At 33.9% G+C, this 21,053-nt stretch carries 18 protein-coding genes and 1 pseudogene; 2 read left to right on the forward strand and 17 right to left on the reverse strand.

Annotated features, from left to right (window positions below):
* Positions 1 to 37: 37 nt before the first annotated feature.
* Positions 38 to 1,600: an alkaline phosphatase family protein gene (locus tag ACIQYS_RS11805; protein WP_402979627.1), complete on the forward strand. Its 1,563-nt coding sequence runs from the start codon at positions 38 to 40 to the stop codon at positions 1,598 to 1,600.
* Between the two features lie 106 nt (positions 1,601 to 1,706).
* Here ACIQYS_RS11805 and pstB read toward each other — a convergent pair whose 3' ends face one another.
* The 9 genes from pstB to ACIQYS_RS11850 all read right to left on the reverse strand — a co-directional run bounded on the left by pstB (position 1,707) and on the right by ACIQYS_RS11850 (position 11,070).
* The gene (pstB, locus tag ACIQYS_RS11810) at positions 1,707 to 2,477 is read right to left on the reverse strand and encodes a phosphate ABC transporter ATP-binding protein PstB (protein WP_402979630.1); all 771 of its coding nucleotides are present in this window, start codon (positions 2,475 to 2,477) and stop codon (positions 1,707 to 1,709) included.
* A gap of 81 nt (positions 2,478 to 2,558) precedes the next feature.
* Positions 2,559 to 3,386, reverse strand: coding sequence for a phosphate ABC transporter permease PstA (gene pstA, locus ACIQYS_RS11815; protein ID WP_402979633.1), 828 nt, complete (start codon positions 3,384 to 3,386; stop codon positions 2,559 to 2,561).
* 1 nt (position 3,387) lies between these two features.
* Positions 3,388 to 4,302 carry a phosphate ABC transporter permease subunit PstC gene (gene pstC / locus ACIQYS_RS11820; RefSeq protein ID WP_402979636.1) on the reverse strand — a complete coding sequence of 305 codons (915 nt, stop codon included), beginning with the start codon at positions 4,300 to 4,302 and terminating at the stop codon, positions 3,388 to 3,390.
* A 58-nt stretch (positions 4,303 to 4,360) separates the two neighbouring features.
* A complete protein-coding gene (locus ACIQYS_RS11825; RefSeq protein ID WP_402979639.1) occupies positions 4,361 to 5,200 on the reverse strand; it encodes a phosphate ABC transporter substrate-binding protein in 840 nt (279 codons plus the stop codon).
* Between the two features lie 1,022 nt (positions 5,201 to 6,222).
* Positions 6,223 to 6,519, reverse strand: coding sequence for an antibiotic biosynthesis monooxygenase family protein (locus ACIQYS_RS11830; protein ID WP_402979642.1), 297 nt, complete (start codon positions 6,517 to 6,519; stop codon positions 6,223 to 6,225).
* A 22-nt stretch (positions 6,520 to 6,541) separates the two neighbouring features.
* Complete coding sequence (locus ACIQYS_RS11835) at positions 6,542 to 7,426, reverse strand: VOC family protein (protein ID WP_402979645.1); 885 nt, start codon at positions 7,424 to 7,426, stop codon at positions 6,542 to 6,544.
* A 147-nt stretch (positions 7,427 to 7,573) separates the two neighbouring features.
* Complete coding sequence (gene mhpA, locus ACIQYS_RS11840; RefSeq protein ID WP_402979648.1) at positions 7,574 to 9,151, reverse strand: bifunctional 3-(3-hydroxy-phenyl)propionate/3-hydroxycinnamic acid hydroxylase MhpA; 1,578 nt, start codon at positions 9,149 to 9,151, stop codon at positions 7,574 to 7,576.
* A gap of 177 nt (positions 9,152 to 9,328) precedes the next feature.
* Positions 9,329 to 10,306: a fumarylacetoacetate hydrolase family protein gene (locus ACIQYS_RS11845; protein WP_402979651.1), complete on the reverse strand. Its 978-nt coding sequence runs from the start codon at positions 10,304 to 10,306 to the stop codon at positions 9,329 to 9,331.
* Between the two features lie 50 nt (positions 10,307 to 10,356).
* Positions 10,357 to 11,070 (reverse strand): FadR/GntR family transcriptional regulator, encoded by a 714-nt coding sequence (locus ACIQYS_RS11850; protein WP_402979654.1) that lies wholly within the window; start codon positions 11,068 to 11,070, stop codon positions 10,357 to 10,359.
* A 546-nt stretch (positions 11,071 to 11,616) separates the two neighbouring features.
* Here ACIQYS_RS11850 and ACIQYS_RS11855 point away from each other — a divergent pair.
* Positions 11,617 to 11,760: pseudogene (locus ACIQYS_RS11855) on the forward strand (transposase); the annotation flags it as partial.
* A gap of 105 nt (positions 11,761 to 11,865) precedes the next feature.
* On the opposite strand, the gene ACIQYS_RS11860 reads toward ACIQYS_RS11855, so the two are convergent.
* The 8 genes from ACIQYS_RS11860 to ACIQYS_RS11895 form a co-directional block, all read right to left on the reverse strand.
* Positions 11,866 to 12,777, reverse strand: a complete 912-nt coding sequence (locus tag ACIQYS_RS11860; RefSeq protein ID WP_402979658.1) for a 1,4-dihydroxy-2-naphthoate polyprenyltransferase — start codon at positions 12,775 to 12,777, stop codon at positions 11,866 to 11,868.
* Positions 12,778 to 12,797: 20 nt separating this feature from the next.
* Positions 12,798 to 13,346 (reverse strand): NADPH-dependent FMN reductase, encoded by a 549-nt coding sequence (locus tag ACIQYS_RS11865; protein ID WP_402979661.1) that lies wholly within the window; start codon positions 13,344 to 13,346, stop codon positions 12,798 to 12,800.
* The gene (locus ACIQYS_RS11870) at positions 13,343 to 13,777 is read right to left on the reverse strand and encodes a MarR family winged helix-turn-helix transcriptional regulator (RefSeq protein ID WP_402979664.1); all 435 of its coding nucleotides are present in this window, start codon (positions 13,775 to 13,777) and stop codon (positions 13,343 to 13,345) included. Before ACIQYS_RS11870 ends, ACIQYS_RS11865 begins: the two co-directional genes overlap by 4 nt.
* A 105-nt stretch (positions 13,778 to 13,882) precedes the next feature.
* On the reverse strand, positions 13,883 to 14,578 hold the full coding sequence (locus ACIQYS_RS11875) for a DUF4386 domain-containing protein (RefSeq protein WP_402979667.1): 696 nt from the start codon (positions 14,576 to 14,578) through the stop codon (positions 13,883 to 13,885).
* Between the two features lie 267 nt (positions 14,579 to 14,845).
* Positions 14,846 to 15,223: an SET domain-containing protein gene (locus tag ACIQYS_RS11880; RefSeq protein WP_402979670.1), complete on the reverse strand. Its 378-nt coding sequence runs from the start codon at positions 15,221 to 15,223 to the stop codon at positions 14,846 to 14,848.
* A 1,076-nt stretch (positions 15,224 to 16,299) separates the two neighbouring features.
* Positions 16,300 to 17,223: a ParB/RepB/Spo0J family partition protein gene (locus ACIQYS_RS11885; RefSeq protein WP_402979673.1), complete on the reverse strand. Its 924-nt coding sequence runs from the start codon at positions 17,221 to 17,223 to the stop codon at positions 16,300 to 16,302.
* Positions 17,224 to 17,244: 21 nt separating this feature from the next.
* On the reverse strand, positions 17,245 to 18,162 hold the full coding sequence (locus ACIQYS_RS11890; RefSeq protein WP_402979676.1) for a ParB/RepB/Spo0J family partition protein: 918 nt from the start codon (positions 18,160 to 18,162) through the stop codon (positions 17,245 to 17,247).
* A 549-nt stretch (positions 18,163 to 18,711) separates the two neighbouring features.
* A complete protein-coding gene (locus tag ACIQYS_RS11895) occupies positions 18,712 to 21,048 on the reverse strand; it encodes an ABC transporter permease (RefSeq protein WP_402979808.1) in 2,337 nt (778 codons plus the stop codon).
* Positions 21,049 to 21,053 lie beyond the last annotated feature (5 nt).

Here is a 21,053-nt window from a genome sequence, read left to right on the forward strand (position 1 = left end):
AAACCATACTAAGAAATATAATTTAAAGGGTGAAAGCATGAAACTGAATATACTCGTATCGATTATTGTTCTCCTTATACTAGTGGCTAGTTTTCTATTGATCTTTTCAATGTCGCGTACAAAAGATATTAACGACACCATTATCCATAAAAAGCAAAAACCAGTCATTTTTATCACAGTTGACTCGCTTATGAGTCAGCCCCTCCAAAAAGTCGTGCAAGCCGGAAAAGCCCCTGCCCTATCCTTTTTAATAAACAATGGACAATTCCATCCTGAAGTAATTAGCTCCTATCCTACAATGTCCGTGACGATTGACAGTACTGTGTTGACTGGCACTTATGCAGATCAGCATAAGATTCCAGGTCTCATTTGGTTTAAGAAAGATGAAAATCGTATTGTTAGCTATGGAAGCGGTTTAAGAGAAATATGGAGTCTTGGAGTGAAAAATGTTGCGCTCGATAGCATTGTCCATCTAAACGAAGAACATTTAAACAAAAACGTTCAAACCATTCATGAAAAACTTACAAACAATAACATTCAATCTGCCTCTATTAATGGGCTTCTATATCGAGGGAGTTTCCACCAACCATTGAATGTTCCAAAACTAATTTCTGCAATGAGACTTCTACCGGATGATATAAATATTAGCGGGCCAATAATACTTTCATTGGGAACATTATCTCAGTATAATCCCAAAAATGATCTTCACAAGTTAGCATGGTCAAGAATGGGTGTGAATAATCAATTTACCGTTAACGAGTTGAAATTCTTAATGGAACAAAATAAATTGCCCGCATTTACGCTCGCCTATCTACCAGATACAGATAAGGATTTACATAAAAACGGGCCAGATGATCTTAGGGCAATTGAAAAAGCAGATAAGTATCTTCAAGAACTTTTGAATTCTTATTCAACTTGGAAAGAAGCGATTGAACAGACAATTTGGATTGTGCATGGAGACAGTGGTCAATCTACAGTTATGAAGGATAAAAACACTTCTCTAATAGATTTAAATGATTTATTGAAGGACTATACCTTCTGGGAACGTAGGAACACAAATGGTGAAATTGCAATCGCGATTAACGAGCGAATGGCGTACATTAACTTAAATGATGAAAACTTGAAGCTTTCAGAGATAGTAAAGATATTAAAGAAGGATATACGAATCGGCATTATTGCATGGAAAGAGGGAGAAATAAACTATGTCATCTCTCCGCAATCTAATCAGGAGTTTACATTTTCTCCAAAAGGTTCGTATAAGGATATGTATGATCAATCATGGAAGTTAGATGGAGATCTTTCAATTTTAAATTTGTCAATCAATAGCGAGGGGCATATAGAATACAGCGATTATCCGGATGCTCTTGCAAGACTTCACGGTGCACTACATTCACATGAAGGGCGATTCATAATTGTAGATGCAAAGCCACACTATGAATTTATTGAAAAACACAGTCATGATCATGCTGGGGGTGCAGCACATGGTTCTTTACACAAAATCGATTCCATTGTCCCCCTCATAATTACAGGGACTCAAGAAAAACCCGAATACAATAGACTCGTGGACTTTAGAAAATGGATTCTTACACTAATGAAATAAACGTATCTTCAATCAATCACTTACAACTAAAAATGATAAATTAACTAAAAAACAGGTGTAGAAAAAAGAGCTTTTTTCTACACCTGTTTCAATTTATCTTACCCTATTATCCGAATCGACCTGATACATAATCTTCCGTTCTTTGATCCTGTGGAGTTGAGAAAATGTTATCTGTATCATCGTATTCAACTACTTCTCCATTTAAGAAAAACGCTGTTTTATCGGAGATTCGTGCAGCTTGTTGCATGTTATGTGTAACAATGACAATCGTATAGTCTTTTTTCATATTAGATATTAGTTCTTCTATTTTCAGCGTAGAAATTGGGTCTAATGCGGATGTAGGCTCGTCCATTAAAATAACATCTGGTTTCATCGCAATAGCACGAGCAATACATACACGTTGTTGCTGACCACCTGACAAACCAAGTGCTGATGTTTTAAGACGATCTTTTACTTCATCCCAAATAGCTGCACTGCGCAAACTCTCTTCCACAATATTATTTAATTCTTTTTTATTTTTAATGCCTTGCATTCTTGGTCCATAGGCAACATTGTCATAAATACTCATTGGGAATAAATTTGGTTTTTGAAATACCATACCCACTTTTGTTCGTAATTTGATTACATCATTTGTTTTGTAAATGTCTTCATGATCAATGACAACATCACCAGTAATTTTCACACCATCAATTAAATCATTCATACGGTTTAATGTTCGTAAAAAAGTTGATTTACCACAACCCGAGGGACCGATTAAAGCAGTAACCTCTTTTTCATGAATAGCAAGATCCACTCCGAATAGCGCTTGTTTCTCCCCGTAAAATAAATTTAAATCTTTCACATTAATTTTCGATGTACCTTTTTTACGTTGCTCCATCTGCTAAAATACCTTCCCTACTTGATTTATTTGGTCGTTAGCTCATCATCTTCTATTGCTGAAGTACTCCTTGACGTTCTTTTATTTGTTTGTTGCTTTGTTAAATTTTTTCGAGATATAGGTTGCTGAAAGATTGATTGCTAAAATAATTACGATTAAGACAATACCTACCGCTGCAGCAAGTTCAATGTCTCCAGACTCTTGTGTTACTAGATAAGCATGAACTGTTAAAGTTCTAGCTGATGATAGAATGCTCGCTGGCATAGCTGCTACTGTCCCAGCAGTCAAGAAGATTGCCGCTGATTCACCAACAATTCGTCCAACTGAAAGGATAATACCAGATAAAATTCCTGGCATGGAACTTGGTAAAATCACTTTATATAATGTTTGTAGTTTTGTCGTTCCAAGCGCTAATGAACCTTCCCGATATGAACGTGGCACTGTTTTTAATGCTTCTTCCGTTGTTCGAATGATTACAGGTAACACGATAATTATTAAGGTTAAGGAAGCAGCTAGAATCGACATACCTAATTTTAATGTTGTTACAAAGAATACCGCTCCAAATAAACCATAAATAATGGAGGGAATTCCTGTTAAACTTTCTGTTGCAAAGCGTATTAGTCTAACTAATCGCCCTTGTTTCGCATATTCTTGTAAATAAACAGCTGCCAATATTCCGATAGGTGTTGCAATGACTAACGAAATAAGGACTGTGTATATAGTTGTTACAATCATTGGCCAAATGCCACCACCTCCGGTTGGAGAATAATCACCGAAGATGAAATTAAAGCTAATAAAACCGATCCCTTTATAAAAGATAAACCCAACGATCATGACGAGGATGGCAACAGATAAGCAAGCTGACAACCATAATAGTCCACGTAACAAGTTATCTTTAATTTGTCTCATCTTAGTTACCTCCCTTCGAACTTATTTTTGCTAATACAAAATTCAAAATCAATATAAATGAGAATAAAACAATTCCGGTTGCAAATAACATTTCTTGATGTGTACCGAATGCGTAACCCATTTCTAATGCAATATTGGTCGTTAGTGGACGAACACTATCGGTTAAGCTAGTTGGAACGATTAAACTATTACCAGCTACTAAGATAACTGCCATCGTTTCCCCAATTGCTCGACCTAAACCTAATACGATTGCTGTCATAATACCAGATTTAGCTGCTGGTACAATGACCTTAAAAATTGTCCCAATTTGTGATACTCCTAGAGCGTATGATCCTTCGCGATATGTTTGTGGAACTGCACGAATCGCTGTTTCTGCTACAGTCACAATAGTTGGTAGCATCATGATTGCGAGTACAAGAATAACAGCTAATAAACTTTGCCCCTTTACTAAACCAAAAGTATTTTGTAAAAACGGAACAATGATTGCCAGTCCAAATACACCATATAAAACAGATGGGATGCCCGCTAGTAACTGAATTGCTGGCGAAATTATTTTAGCAAGCCTCTTAGAGGCAATTTCAGCTATGAAAATAGCTGTGAATAAGCCTATTGGAACTCCAATAATTAATGCTCCAATCGTTGCAAAAATAGATGCAACAATCATTGGGAATATACCGAATTTATCTTCACTCGGTACCCAATCCACACCAAAAATAAAGTCTATAAAGCTATATCCCTCTGCTACAAAGGGGTGAGTTCCTTTATAAAATACAAATCCAATGATTAACAATAAAGTTATTACCGAGAGAAGCGCACAAATCAAGAAAATTCTTGCAGACAGCTTTTCTAACATATACTTCCTTTTATTTGTTTTACCGATATCTACGGCATGCTTGTTAGTTGTTGGGATAGACACTCTTTATTCCTCCAAGATTCCGTTTAAAATTATGTTGTTGCCTTCCTGTAATAATGTTTTACTTTACAGGGATTGCACCTGCTTCCGCTGCAATGAGTTGTCCATCTTCACTTAAAATAAAATCTATAAATCGTTGTCCCGAGTTTGTTAATTGTCCTTCTTTATAGACAAACAAGAACGGTCTAGACAAGCTGTATTTTTCTTGTAGAACATTTTCTGCAGTAGCTTCTACACCATTAATATCGATTGTTGAAATGGATTCATCGATATATTCAAAAGAGATAAAGCCTACTGCATGTTTATTGTTCGCGACTGTTGTTTTAATATTTCCATTACCACTTGCGATTATAGCGCTTCTAACTAATTCACCAGAACTGTAGTCAACGATTTCTTGGAATGCATCACGGGAACCTGATCCATCCTCGCGAGATACAACTACTATTTCCATGTCATCTCCACCAAGTTCTTTCCAGTTCGTCACTTTCCCAGTAAAGATCTGCTTTATTTGCTCCATTGTAAGATCTTTTACTTTGTTTGTTGGATGAGTTACTACTACAATTCCATCATAAGCAATAACTACTTCATTCAAACCACTCGCTATTTCTTCTTCCTTTAGGTCCCGCGAAGACATACCTATCTCTGACACTCCACTGATAGCGTTGGTAATTCCTGCAGAAGAACCAATTTGATTTATCTCAATATTCGTGTTGTCTTCCTCTGCATATTTTGCTGCTAGCTTTTCAGCAAGTGGTCCCACAGATGTAGATCCTGAAATAGATACGGTAGCACCTCTACCATTTGGCCCTTGTGTATCATTATTATTGCTCGTACATGCAGATAGTACAGTAAGCATAGAGAGCATTATTAATCCTATTTTTATTTTTTTCAAACTGATCATTTCTTACCTCCAAGAAATATGTTAGGAACTTTTCTTTGTCGAATTTTGTCTTACTATAGGATAATTGCACAGTGTAAATTTTCGACTAGACTATTGTAAAGGTATTGTAAATTTTATTAAAAACAAGATATTTTTTGTTAAATATTACTAAAATTTTATTAAAGAAGATAACTTATGATGAGTTTAAATTGAAATATTAATACTTTGTATTTATTTCTTATTCATTCTAAATTGTCTGTTTAATTTTTTATTAGTTGAATCAATTTCATAATAGGGAACAAGCAATTGAAATCCTAACAAAGTTGATTTCCGCTTCAGGCGAACTCTTTAACGCGGACTTGGCTTCAGCCTCATCAGGCCAACAGGATGTTGGTCACGAAGGCGTTGCCACACAAGGTGGCGTTCTTAGCTTTTGTTCCTTTACTAGCTAATATTCCATATGGATATTCGGATTTTTAGTTACAATAAGCAATTGAAGTCAACTCAGTTTGCACAATAATAAAAAGCTCGAAGATTCAAGTGACATCTTCGAGCTTTTTATTATTGTATCTAATCGTTTCGATTCTCCTTCCAACTCACTTGCAATAAACGTTTCTGAATGATTATTTTCTAACAAGAATTCAATTTCGCGATTAAGCGACGATACCGAATTATATCGCACATTCACCTGCTTACCGAAAGCAAGTTTTGCAAAGTTGTATTTTATTATGAAGAAACGGATTGAGCCATCGTAATCTGACACGATTGGGGAATAGTTACATAAGATATTGTACTGTTAAAAAAGCATCTGCTAAATGTCCATTATAAAAAAAACAGTCAGCATGTAGCAAATAAATAAAACAAGCCGTATATTCGACAAAAAATCGTAATATACAGCTATTTGTGATAGTTACCGAAAAGGCGCTCTTATCTTTTATTATTCGGGTTTACACATAATATCTAATCGAAGTAAAAAATGAGAGTAATGACTTTTCCTATTAATTAAATTTAGCGCTTACAATTTAATCTTTTCACAAGAACATTTATAGTAGATTAACTATTTCATAGTGTTCGACGAGAGGTCTATTCAAATAATAAGGTCCAATCAATTCTTTCATTTCAGAAAAAGCTTCTGAATTCTTAAAGTGAATTATGTGGTCTTCAATTGTTTCCCACTTTATCATCACTAAATATTTGTTTTCATTCTCTACACAACGCTGCATTTCATATCCTAAGCAGCCCTTTGCCTGAGAAATGAAAACCGCTGCCTTCTTAAATGCAAACTCGAAATCTTTTTGTGTTCCTGGATTTACTTCCAGTAACATCGTTTCTTGTACCATTTTCTAATCTCCTAGATTCAATTTAAATTTTTGCCAAATCTACTTCAAATTCAGTTCCCCAAGAGCTTAACCCTTCCCATTTTCTAGGTTTCAATGGTAATTCTTGATGCCATGGACGCGGTTCGAAAATATCAAGTTCAGAAATATATACATCCATTTCTGTATATAGTTCAACTACATTTCCATCTGAGTCATGGTGATATGTTGCAATGTTATGTCCAGCGGTGTGACGAGAAGGACCCCAAAGAACGTTCAAACCTTGTTTTGCTAAAATATCTGAACTCGCATACTGGTGACCTGCATCTCTTAATTGATAAGCGATGTGATGCAATCTTGTTTCATCTGATGATACAATATTTAATACATGGTGTTCATGATTACATGTTAGGAAATTGCAGAATGCCTCTCCGATTTTATCGGTAAAAGTGAAGCCTAATACGTCACTGTAAAATTCAACTGTTTCAACAAAGTTTTTTGCATAAAAGGCAATATGACCTAGTTTAAGTGGAAGAATACCTGTCGTACCATAACCAATAACCGGTTGAGCCATCACTGTAAATAACTCAACAGTATTTCCAGCTGGATCATGTAATTCTAGGTATCTTGAAACACCTGGTTTTCCGTCTACTATTAAAGTTGAATCAATACCTTGTGAATGTAATTGTGCTTGTACTTCTTCTAATGACAATTTCCCATCTAATTGATAACCATAGCTTCGAATTCCTTTTTGATTGCCAGGTCTAATCACAATATTATGATGGTCCACACCATTACTTAGATAAGTGATCCCATCTTGTTCTTCCATAATACGATAGCCCAACGTAGTTGTATAATAATCCACCATTTTTTTAGGTTCTTGTGAAAAGAAATCTGCGTACGCTAATCTAAATACTTTTACGTTTGACATAGAAATTTCCTCCTCTAAATAATACTTCAACATAGTTTTTTAGACTTGTTATAATAATGGTATTGGTTTTGTAAGACCAAGTTTCTTTTTGATTGGATTTGTCCGCAATACAAATTCAATCTAACGCAGTGGCTCATGATTTAATTTTTAATTCATAGCCGTTGTGTTCATAAACTTTTCTAACTGATTTCTTAAATCCTCTAACATATCAGGAAGCTCAGAGAATGTAGCCACACTTCCGAAATTATAGAAATCTGGACGAACAATAACAGCTTCTATATCATTTTGATTGAAATATTCATAATACTTTCCATTGATATCAATAATGTTATCTGAGTCTATTTCTGTATCTGCTATTACTATAAATCTTGCACCCATTTTCTCGAAAAATTCAATTTGCTCCGTGTCTAAAATAGTTTTCGGGTTACTTACTGGGCTAATTACCATCCAACCAGTACCAACTACATCATCAAACAAACCTGTTTTCCCTTGATATCTCACTTCGCTTTGTAAAGAAAGCTGTCCAGCTAAATTACTACTTTTACTATTTTCTGGTTGATAAAGTATTCCACTTTTTAGAATTGGAAATTCAGGGAATGGTGGAGCATCTCCGTTTAAGAAAGCCTGGTCTCTTTCTTCAGCCTTTTTCGGATCTGCTACACAAATCAGATTACCTAAATAAATTGCCGCCTCAACGACTTTTTGATTATGAGGTTTCCGCTCTTCTGTATAGGTTTCTAAAATACTATCATTCACATTTCCTCGTAAAACTAGATCAAGTTTCCAGGCTAAATTAGCTGAGTCACGAAGACCTGAACACATTCCTTGTCCCATAAATGGTGGCGTTAAGTGTGCCGCATCCCCAGCAATCATTACTCTACCTTTTCTCCAAATATTAGCCCATCTTGCCCTAAACGTGTATAACGCATGTCTTTCTAAAATTGCGTTTTCTTGGGTGATATCCCATGCTTCAAGTAACTTCCAGACATTTTCTTCCGTGTTAAATTCTTCTCTTGATTCATCAGGACGAACCATAAACTCCCAACGTCTTCTACCATAACCACCTGAAACGACTGTCGTTGGTCGGACTGGATCACATAATTGCAAATTCATTGGACTAAATGTCCTTTCTTCTTTCGGAATAATATCAACAACAAGGAAATCCGAATTGAAGTCTAAATCTGTCATTGTATTTTCCATAGTTTCTCGAACAAAACTATGGGCTCCATCACAACCGACAACATATTTGGTATGAATATTTGTTTCTTCTCCATCCAAGTTTTTCACAATTAGCTCAACATGGTCATCAAATTCCCTTATTTGAATGGCTTCCATTCCAAGATTAACACTTACCGTTTCTTGTTCTCGGCATTTGGCATCCATCTTTGCTTCTACATCTGGCTGACAGAAAAACATATCTGCTTGCCATCCTGAAATACCAAATTGTGACCAATCAAGTTTTATTAGGGGTATGCGATTCGCATTCTGCCATTCGTAAAAGTCATGAACGGTTTGTAAAACCTCCTTCAATTCATCCGTCGGAATAACGGATTGTAAAAGCCTAGCAACCTCGTGATCTAACTTTACAGCACGAGGTAATGGATAAGGTTCAAGAAATCTCTCATATATTCCTACCCTCCAACCTTTCTGACCAAGTAATGTTCCTAATAACTTTGCCACTGGACCGTAGCCAACAATCGCAACATCTATATTTTCTTTTTTCATGGGTTTACTCCAATCTAATAGAAATTAGTATTATTCCACAAACATGTAAGCGCATTCAAAAATATAAATAATCTAATTAATCCATGTCGCTTTATCGTTTTCATTATTCAATAGAATAAAGTGCTGAGAAAAAATTAATTAGTCTGCAATATTATCTCAGCACATAAATGACTTTATTTAGGAAACAGTTACTTTACTAGGAACCACTTTATTTACTTGTTCACCAAGGTCAATTGTTCCATCTGCACTTTTAATACTGCAGCGGATAACATCCCCATCTTTTAAATAATTATTAAGCTTTAATTGACTTTCTAGCATAATATTGACTTTCTCTTCATAAGGAGTCGTTAAACTTGAAACTTTACTCATTTCTTCAGCAGCCAGATTCATCGCTACACCACCTGTTGTACCTGTAACAATTAAATCACCTTTTGAAAGATTCATAATCTCAGATAGCTCGTTTATAGTTTCAAGCGGTTTAAATAACAACTGATTTGTGTTAGCCGATTGGCGTAGTTCTTCATTCACCCACAATTTAATATCAAGGTCGTAAATGGATGATATTTCATCTTGATCAAGCAAGTAAAAATATGGTCCAGTCGGTCCGAACGTACGGTAGCTTTTTCCTTTTAACCATTGTCCTTGACACAGTTGTACATCCCTTGCTGATATATCGTTAAAAATAACTAATCCCGCAACAAATTGATAAAGGTTATCTTCTGTTATCTCTACTGGCCCTGTAATCTCGGAACCAATGATTAAACCTAATTCAATTTCATAGTCTAATAATTGCACATTAGCTGGACGGATAATTTCTGTATTTGCTCCACATAAAGAACTATCCGCTTTACCGAAAATCAAGTTAAAAGGAGGTTTTTTTGCTTCTAATCCTGATTCAGCTCTGTGTGAGCTATAATTGGCACCTTGACAAACGATTCTTGCAGGAGCTGTTACTGGACTTAAGAAAGTTACCTCGTTTAGTGAAACTTTTTCACCATTTTCTTGTTTATATAATTTCCTTGCTTCTTCTTTACCTTCATCTAGAAACTGAGCCAGAGAACTATATGTATCTTGTAAAACGAATATTTTGTCCTCTTTTAATACACCCCAACGCTCCACATTTTCTTTTTCAAATCTTACAATTTGTAATCCCACTTTAAATTCCTCCCTTTTTTAAAATTGCCACTATCATGCGCTTACGAGTACTAGTTAAATATTTTTTGTAATATAGTCCTTACACGTAAGATTAATTCCATCATTTTTTGTTTAGCCGTTTCTTCATCACGTGACATGATTGCTTCATAAATCATACGATGCTTTTCTAAAGCTGCCTTTGTTGGTGAATCGTAAGAGAATTCTTGATTATCATTTGTTAAAGGTAATGTCTTTTCCCTACTGACGGTAAGAGCTTTACGCATTATACGAATCGTTCCGATTAATAAATCATTATTTGAAGCTTTTAATATACTTTCATGAAAATCATAGTCCGCTTTAATCCAAGCTTTTTCATCCCCTACAGATTGTTCTAGTTTCTGAAAAGCTTCCTTTATGTTTATTCTATCTTGTTCTGTTCCTTTACTGGCTGCTAATGCTGCTGCTATGGGTTCTAGCCCCATCCTTACTTCTGTTAAATGAAGTATGAAATCTTTATTATTTGGATCTTCTAACAACCAAGTCATTATCTCAATGTTCCACCATTGCCACTCAGATCGCGGTAAAACGACAGTACCCGAACGCTGATTGGATCGCACCAGACCTAGGGTTGATAACCCTTTATATGCTTCACGGACTACAGTTCTGCTAACATAATATTCTTCACTGAGATCTTCTACTTTAGGTAAAATTTCTCCAGGAATATATTCCCCTAAAACGATTCTTTTTCCAAGCTCTAAAATTAATTGTTCACTTCTACTCTTCATTAAAGTCGCTCCTATCCTCTTATAACTATTAGTATACCTAAATTATTTTTAAGGATTGGAGATTTTAATAGGATTATTAATAAAGTTAACGCTTACATAAAAATCAAAATATTGCTCTCCCCCTTCATCTATCTTCTTTTCAAATCTAAATAAATATTATTTATCTAATTATTATAATAAATCATATTTATTATAATTGTCAATATTTTATGTAAAATACTCTAAAAAGTTATTTAATTTTATTTTTTCTTTAAAATTATTTAGTCTCTTTAACTAGATCGTTTTTACTCAGTAACAAATAGAAGCTACTCACCGTTTGGATTTGTTCCATATTTCCAGTAATTCATAAAGTGCCATAAAAAAACTCCCCCATAAGATCATTGAGGAAATAATCACATTGAATTGTCATCTGAACATGCAGAAAAATGTAAAGCTTACTTTTTCGCAACACAAGAGATATTGGTGGGTTTAAGAAAATTGGTGAGGTCCCTGTTATAGTGGATCCTAGCCTTTTTATTTATCTTCATACAGTTTTTCTTCAACTCAAGCGATGCAAAAGAAAAGCATGGGATGCGAAGGACAACCTTACGGGGGCTTAAAAAATTGACTATGCAGGCGATGCTTACTTTTGCTGCCATAAATTCAAAGAAGCTTGCTAATTGGACTTGGCAAGCTTCGGAAATGATCTAAAATATAATATGCTCGAGGAGAGGAGAGTTCTTGCCTAAACTGGGTCTATAAAATACCCGAAAATCTATACAAATTACAAATGGCCTTCCTTGAATGCTATTTCTTTTAAAACAAGTAACTAATTAATAATCCTGCTGATAACAGAATAGCAAAAATGGTATTTGTCATGGCAGTTGATTTCATAGCTACACGCATATATAGAGGTTCCTTTGCTCCTTTTTGAAACCCTCTAATGGCTGCGATTGGCTTATTTATACCTAGAAACATAATGAGTGTCCAAGGACTAACATACTCCATCCAAACTATTACAACGACCCATAAGTATGAAACGACAAAGGAGGATGCTAGAACTACTACCGCTTTCTTTCTCCCTAGGAGAATAGCCAGTGTTTTTCTACCTCCTTTAACATCTTCATCTATATCTCTAATGTTATTAGACATGTTGATTGCTCCTACTAGAATTCCAATAGGAACAGAAATTAAAATACTTTCGATTGTTAAAGTATTAGTTTGGATAAAGAAAGCAATTAGGACATAGAATGTTCCCATCAACAAACCAGAAACTAACTCTCCAAATGGTGTGTAGGCTATCGGTATCGGACCACCTGTGTACAAGTAGCCAGCTGCCATCCCAATTATTCCGATTGCAGCCAGCCACCAACTGCTATTCATGCAAATATACACACCAATCAATGCCGCTACGATATACAATATAATTGCAGCTGTTAACACATTTTTCGGCTTCAATCCATGACGGACGATTCCACCACCAATCCCGACAGAATCAGCGTTATCTAATCCGCGTTTAAAATCATAATATTCATTAAATAGATTTGTGGCAATTTGCAAAGCTAAACAGGCTAGCATCATCGCAATAAATAAAAGCCAGTCAATCCCGCTTTCATAAAGTGCAGCGACTGTCCCTAATATTACAGGCGCAAACGTTGCCGTCAGTGTATGTGGGCGAGTCATTTTCCACATTAATTTAGCGGAGCTGATTTCTTTTGGATTTCCCATAGTATTGGACCCTTGTTTATTCATACCGATTTTACAAAATCAACAAACGCATATACTTTACTATCTAGGAAACTAAGCGTTCCTTCATCGACTAGCTGTCCTGTTTGCTCATCTATTTTTTTATTTGCAAAATTAATTAGCACTTCATTACCTCCTGGTGGAAGTATCTTAGCCTGAACACCAGGAGCTACTAAAATTTCACGCAAATGCATTTGAGCACGAACTGTTCCGAGCATTCCAGGAGTTGCACCGAGAGTCATTACTGGTTTACCAATGAATACTTTGTCTACCCTAGAAGCCCAATCTAAAGCGTTCTTTAAAACACCTGGAACAGACCAATTATATTCTGGCGTAATAATAATAACTCCATCAGCATTTGAAATCGCCTCTTTGAATTCCTTTACAGGTTGCGGTGAGTTGTTTTCTTCGTCTTGGTCAAAATGAGGTAAAGAACGGATGTCGGTAATCATAATGTTCAATTTATCCTTGTATCGTTCTTGCATTGTTTTAGCTAATTTCATATTATATGACTCTTTTCTTAAACTTCCTACGATTGTAACGATGTTCACGACTCATTACCTCCTAAAGTATTGTTTATCATTATTGAAATTAAATTTCGCAGTTCAACTAACTGTTCCTCAGATATTCCATCCAAAACAGTTTGATGAGTTTTTCTAAGAATAGGTACAACCAAACTTTCGAGATGTCTCCCATCTTTAGTTAAATGAACTTTAAATGTGCGTTTGTCTGAAGGGTCATCTTCTCTTTTGATATATCCTTTCTTTTCCAAACTGGCAATCATTCGTGCAATGTTGGCTTTGTCTTTATTGAGTTCGAAAGAAAATTCATTGGGCGAAATTCCATCCTTCTTCCAAAGCATCATCATTATTAAATTTTGTTCTGGAGCGAGATCAAAAGGTTCTAGCTGTTTCTTAACATAACTGGAAATGCTCAAATGTGCATTACGAACCAAGATCCCAATTTGGTCATCAAAATTCAAAGGGTATTCACCTCCCCAAAGTTCGTTGACTATACAACGTTGATATATCAACGATATATTTTTTTAGTATCATTGTCAAATATCACTTCTAACCTACCTTTTAGCCTAAGTACATTTCTTCTCAATCTTCTCTATTTGATCTAACATTTCAAGATTTCCCTTATGAAAACCCTTCACAATTAACCAGACAGCTAAACTCATCTCAAAAACGCCAACAGGTAAAGCAATGAGTCCTTTTGCAGTTGAGTTAGGTTCTACTATACCAAACATGTCTAATAAACCGGCTATGAATACCATAACGGCTGTAACCATCCCAAACAGCGCCAAGGTTTTTGGCACTAAACCTGTTCTAAAAAGTAAATAACTATACATGATCGTATTTAAACCTAACATTAAATTTGGACCTAACATAAAAGTCCAACGATGAAACGCTTGCAACATTAAACCTACAGAGTGAATATTTTGACTCGCTAAGCTGTCTGCTTCATAAAAAACACTAAGATGCAATAAACCTAATATACTTACCAATCCTATTGCAATAAAAACAGCTTCCATAAATCGAAAACAAAGATACCCTAATGCAATATGTTCATTCCAACGACGAAGATAAGGAAATAGCATGACTGCCGTCCCAATAGCCGCCACTATAAGAAAAAGATCATTTAGTACTCCATTCAAAATCTTCATTTCAAATCCATTTGCCACGGCCATATACCATTGTTCCGACAACACCGGTTGATAAGATACAACAGCTATGATTGAAGTGACTGCAGCTACTATATATAAAATACCTATTATCATTCCATTCATTCTATCTTGTGTTATTATCCTTACCTCCTCGAAAAAAATGTTAGCTATTTATCTACTATCATATGTTTTATTGATTCCGAAATATTCGAAAAACACTTTATAGGAGTAGTTATATTTCTTCTATTTTAAACACAAAAAAACGAGACAGCGTACAAACAGTACGTATCTCGATTTTGGTATTTGTGTTATGAAGTTTTCTTCTACGTTTATCAGTTACTTTGATAAATGGCAAATCGTCAAGAATAACATCTATATTTTTTATTCCTGATTAAACCACAATGGTTCATTGTCATCAACGTCTCCATTATAATTGATTAGAATTTCATCGCCTGCTTTTATATCTGAGTAAGCATAGAAGTCAAATGTATGATTTTTAAAGTTAATCTCATACATCGCATTTGGTTCATAAGAATGATTAAACAACATTCCATAACCAAGAAGGATAGCAGAGTGATTTATACCATACTCAAAAGCGTAATCAGCTAGTAGAGTTTGTTCAATGTGTTGATGTTGGTCGTTTGGATAAGAAATAACGGGTGCCTCATGTAAAAGTTCTCCTTTTTTGATATCGCATGTAGCAAATACCCCTCTGTTGAATTCTCCATCACTTAATGAAGATGTTTTTATCTCAATCATGTTTGTTCTCCTACTCACTTTTAAAATATTCTTTCTTACTGTAACATTAAACTCTATTTATTTGTTTTTAAACGACTTTATAAATTACACACCTTTATTTTTCCACTGAATAGTTAACATGTTTTAAATAAATCACTACTTTATAAATACTCATTTTCATATGTTTCAGTACATATCAACACTTTAGAGATTTTTTGAATTAACAAAAAAAGAAAAAGTATAAACTTTTTCTCGTTTATCATTCCTACTATATTCTCCCTTACATTAATGCTTCGTTTTTTTCGAGTTGCAAAAAAATTGTGCTTCCACTCTTTTTTCCAAAACAGAGTAGGGATAAGGATTTAGTTACAGTTAGTGTCTAGAATCAACGATTACCTTACTAAAAGGAGTTACTCTTTGAGATTTAGCACATGCAAATAATACATATATAGAAGCAATTTAATAAGTGAATCTTTTTTCAACTGAGCATATTCATTCTTGGAATATCCTAACAATTGCACAACAAGAACAATATACAGTTAAACATGGTAACATATTACGGGATATAGCCCTAGATATCAAGTAACAGTTTCATCAATTTTAAAAAATAGAACCAACTACATTCCAATCTCATTCATTCTTGAATAGGTCTAGTAATCTTTGATGAACAATTTACACGTCAGTAACTGAAAAATAATTACTACAGCACAAAAACCAAAGACAAGTTCAACTGAAATGCTTTGACAAATAATGAAGTTCCAATGCAAATCACAGTGGAAACTACAGATTATATAGCTTCATGCAAGGGCTATTCCAGTATTACCTTTAATTTGAAATAATCTTTTAAAAAACAAATACAAAAGTTACCTCAATAGATTCAACTGTTATTCCACTTGGCATTAAAGTTTATATATAGGGCTTTTGGGAAGTAAAAAAGTAAACTCAGGGTGAAGTAATACAATTATTGATAACAATATTAGACTAGGATATCTATAGTTTTTTCTTATAATGTAAAAAGATACCGTTTTTGTCCATTTTTGCTTTTTTTCAGTTTCAGATAGAGTTGTAATTGTTTCTTTTAAAAAAATAGAACCAACTTACTTTCCTAAAATTTTCTTTAATTCCTCTTGTTTATTTAAAATCTCTTTTTGAAGTTCGCTCAAATTAGATAGCAAAATTTTCGCATCCTTTGATTCTTCAAAATCCATTTTATTTATTTGGATTTGTTTATTATTCAGCTTCATTAAATGCGTTTTCAACCGACTATTGTTCCTATATTTTACTTCTTCCCCACTAATTTCATAAAGTACATCAGAGAGTCTCTTTTCTGGATGTAGAAGAAAATTAGTCATATGTTCATCACTTGATAATTCAATAAAAGTTTCATTTCTCAAATCATTAACACTGACCAATTTCATTTCAATTTTACGTAACATTGTTTTTCTAATCATTTCTTCTTTATAATGCTTAACCAAATTTGGTTTTTCTTTTTGAAGTTTGTCTAACCATATAATTAATGTGTACAATGCAGATAAAGTATAGATTCCATTTGCTAATTTTTCTTCAATTTCACTATGAGGATAATATTGAAATACTTTAACTCTACTTGCAATTTGTGACTCACTAATATTCATTTTATGTGCAAGCTCTTTATAAGAACATTTATTCCACACGATCCACATTTCATAGGTATATTTGGACCATTCATATACACTCCAATCAACTTTGCCTCCCTGTACTGAACCTAACCGATCGAGTTCTTCTGCCTCCGATTTCGGTGCATGTACAAGAAGAACAGGTATTTCTTTTATTCCCAATTGTTGAGCTGCAAACCACCGACGATGCCCCGAAAGAATCACATACTTTGATTCTTTTTTATAACATGTTATCCCAGTTTCCCAACCCTTGCTTTTAATTATTCTCTGCATCTCTTCAGACTTTGTAGAATGATTTTTACGTGGATTTAAAGGATTAGGTATTACATCATTAATACTTACCCATATTAATTTTATTTTTTCCATATATACTCCATTTTCTGCCATTTATTTTAGGTCAATTTGTTTATTTATAAAATTACTTTTATCACTGACGACCGTTAATAGTTTATTCAATTCATCTATAAGTTTTTCTGCTTCTTTCTTAGTTCGACATTTTATCTTTTTAATATCACTAATTGTCGCATTAATCTCTAGGCTATTTTGAATAATATCGCTATTTTTCACTTGTATTTTTGAGGAAATTTCCATTTGGCAATCGGATAAATTTTTATTTATATCAGATAGAAAATCTATTATCTTTTGCGAGTTTGCAGAATTAACAAAAATTTTATCGTTTACAATTTGACTATTAAAACATTTGTTCTCATATTTTTTTAGTAATTGTTTTCTAATGAAATCTTCACCCATGGCATCTACAACATCTTTGTTATATTTTTTTAATTTGTTTATCCACAAATTAATATAATATAACATTGTTATTGAATACATTCCATTTTCCAATTTATCCTCTATTTCTATTCTAGGATAGTACTGATATACTCGTATTCTTGCAGAAATAAGACCTTGTGTAACACCCAATTTTTTTGATAGTTCTGAATACGAAATCTCATTTAGATTTTTCCACATATCGTATGTATACTTTGCCCACTCGTATGGGTTCCAATCTACTTGCCCCCCCTGAACTGAACCCAAGCGTTCCAACTCTTCAGCCTCGTTTTTTGGTGATTCTACTATGAATACTGGTACTTGTTGAGTACCCATTGTTTTAGCCGCATACCATCTCCTATGTCCTGATAAAATTATATAAAACTCTCTATTTTTATAACATGTAATCCCTTCTTCCCAACCTTTTGAATTTATTATGTCCTGCATTTCTTTAGATTTAACTGAATGATCTCTTCTTGGATTTAATGGATTTGGAAGTATTTTGTTTATGTCAACCCACTCCAAACTTGCTTGCATTCTTGTTCCTCCATTCTTGATGTTAATTTTAAGATAACTCTTTACTATTTTATAAAATTTTTCCTTGTGAGTCTCTTTAAAATTAATACCATTTTTCCCTTTATTTGTTTAGTATCTTCAAAATAATATTTATATCACTTTAATTGAGATTAAAAGGCTGAATTACAATCCCTTAAGCCTGACTTACCAAGAAGATAACCAGTTTCGAAGGATTGTTTGTTAATTTTTTTATTGCATTCTAGTATTGATTGTTCGTTTACTGCATGTGGTTACTTCCTTTCTGAAAATATAAAAGTCTATACCATAAAATGATATAGACTCACAATTACTATATAATTAAAGTCAAATAGTATTGGAGGAATTAGAATGAAACTTATTGTTTATTTAACAGGTCAGATTCATGGTAGTGTGTGTCTCGCAGCTCATTTAAAAAGAAGGCAACTAACGAACTGCTAGTTGCCTTTGTATAGAGTTTTTATACTACTTGTTCAACAATAAATACTAATGAAATAGTTAATACAAAACTATGCATGATTTCTCTGCTTTCCATTACTCTGTAATTAAACTATAAGCAGAAATTTTCTTAATTCTTCGAGATACTAACATTGAGATTATGTAGGCTAAAATAAGGATTCCTACACAAATCATTAGAATAATTGGTAAATGAATGATAAAATCCAAACGTTTAACCCCTGCACTAGAAAGTAATACGGAAAGCATGGGATTAGTGCAAAATAGCCCAAGTACACCACCAATCGCAACACCTGTAATGATCACAGGTAGAAAACTGATGGATATTTGATTCATCAGTTGAATCGTTGAATAGCCTATTGCTTTCATTACACCAAACTCTTTCTTACGCTTTGTAATCATCGTTTTAATGACTAGATATAGAATCATTACAACTACTAGAACAGTAATTATTAAAACCATCACCATAACAGCAAATACTGCAGCTGTATACATACTCGTTTGACTTTCTATATTTTCATCGATATCTATTGTTTCAACTATATAGTTCCCGTACTGTTCCTGGACATTTTTGATAAAGTCTTTGTTCGATATTCCGTCTAAATATACATAAAGGGTAGTACCTTTATAATCTGATTGTAATTGCTGAATTCCTTCCATTGTTACTGCGGCTACCTGACCTAAATTACCAATTGATTGACTGAGTCCCGTTACCAAATAACTTTTTGTTTTAGCCCTATATTCCACTTCAACTGTATCACCAATTCCTTTATTGATTTGACTAGATACAACCCATGAGATGGATATTTCATTTTCATGCAGTGGCTGTCGTCCTTCATAAACAATATTATTTTCTAATTGGTTATAATGATTGGTAACGTTTGTATATACAGTTTGACCATCAATTTTTGTATTAATAATGTCGAATATATTCACTTTCCTTACATGGTCCATTTGTTCAACGTCTCTCAAAAGATCTCTTGTATCTGCATCTGGCTTAACAGCTATAAACACATTTGCAGGTTCTGATCCGAATAAGTTAACAAATGCGGTTTTGTCAAAAGCAATATTGTAATATAGCACTACTGAAAAGACTGTGGCAAAAGTTAAAGCCATAATGATTATAATAATCATTATATTTTGTTTTGCATTTGCCAACATTGATTTAATAGCAAGTAAAAAATGAAGACCACCTTTCGCTTTCTCCAAAGGAATGTGATTTTTTCTAAAACTATGTGTTTGAATACCTCCACGGAGTGCCGCAACGGGGAGAATTTTTCGTACACGGAAGGCCGATAATAATGTTACGATTACAACACAAATCGTCACAAGGAATAGACTGATTAAGTTAACGTTCATATCAAAGCTTTGAAGCCATACTAATCCAGATAAGGTTGAAATAATACCTCCAATCAGAGGCATTAGAGCATATGACAATGCAATTCCTACCACGCTCGCACAAAGAGCAATCAAGATATACTGCAGAATAATGGATGAAAGAATTTGCCCACTTGTATAGCCAATTGCTTTCAGCACTCCTATATTTGCCATTCCGTCTTCCATGTTATTTGAAACACGGAACTTAATGACAATTAGTGAAACAAGCACAATAATTGTTGCAAAAGCTACTAATATTGTAGCCACTATGTTAATAGTCAATGTGTTTACGTTTTTTACTAGTTCAATATTTAAACCCCAAATGTTTAAAGTCGATTCCTCTAATTGAGATTCCTTTACATTCTGAATAAAATCATTTTCCAACTTCGAAGATTGTGTTTGGTCTTCCATCACTGCCGATATGATCAACCCTTTTGATTGATTGTCTAGTTCGTCTGCTAATGTTTGATAGGAAGTCTTTGGTAACATAAATTTCATAACTCCGATGTTATTTGTACCCATTATCGTTGTTTCAAAGAATCCAGCAATTCGATATTCATATTCCTTGTCTTGATAAGTGATGGTAAAATCATCACCTAATTCATAACTGCCATTTGTTTTAAAACTATAAGGCACAAAAATATCATTGGTACTCGATGTATTTAGCTTTTCAATCATCTTTAACGGTCCAATATTACGATCAGCATCCGCATTAAAAATAACAGCACTGCTCGATAATTCCCCATTACCAAAGTTGAAATTAGCAGTGTTCATATTGATAATCTCTTCTGTTTCAGTCTCTTTTACCCCAGAATAGTTTGCTAAAAATTCTTCGTGGATCGAATGATAACTTGATTGATCCATCACAATCGTTACATGAGGATCGTTTAATTGTTCAACTTTCTGATCAAAAAATGCATTTAGTTGAATAATGACCATTAGGCCAATATTCAGAAGTAGCGCAGCAACCAAAATGAATATAAATAAAGAAACGGTAGCAGATTTACTTTTTCTAATATTCGCCATAGCTAGATTCATGATTT

It is taken from the genome of Psychrobacillus sp. NPDC096426 (genome assembly GCF_044762745.1).
Classification (GTDB): Bacteria; Bacillota; Bacilli; order Bacillales_A; family Planococcaceae; genus Psychrobacillus.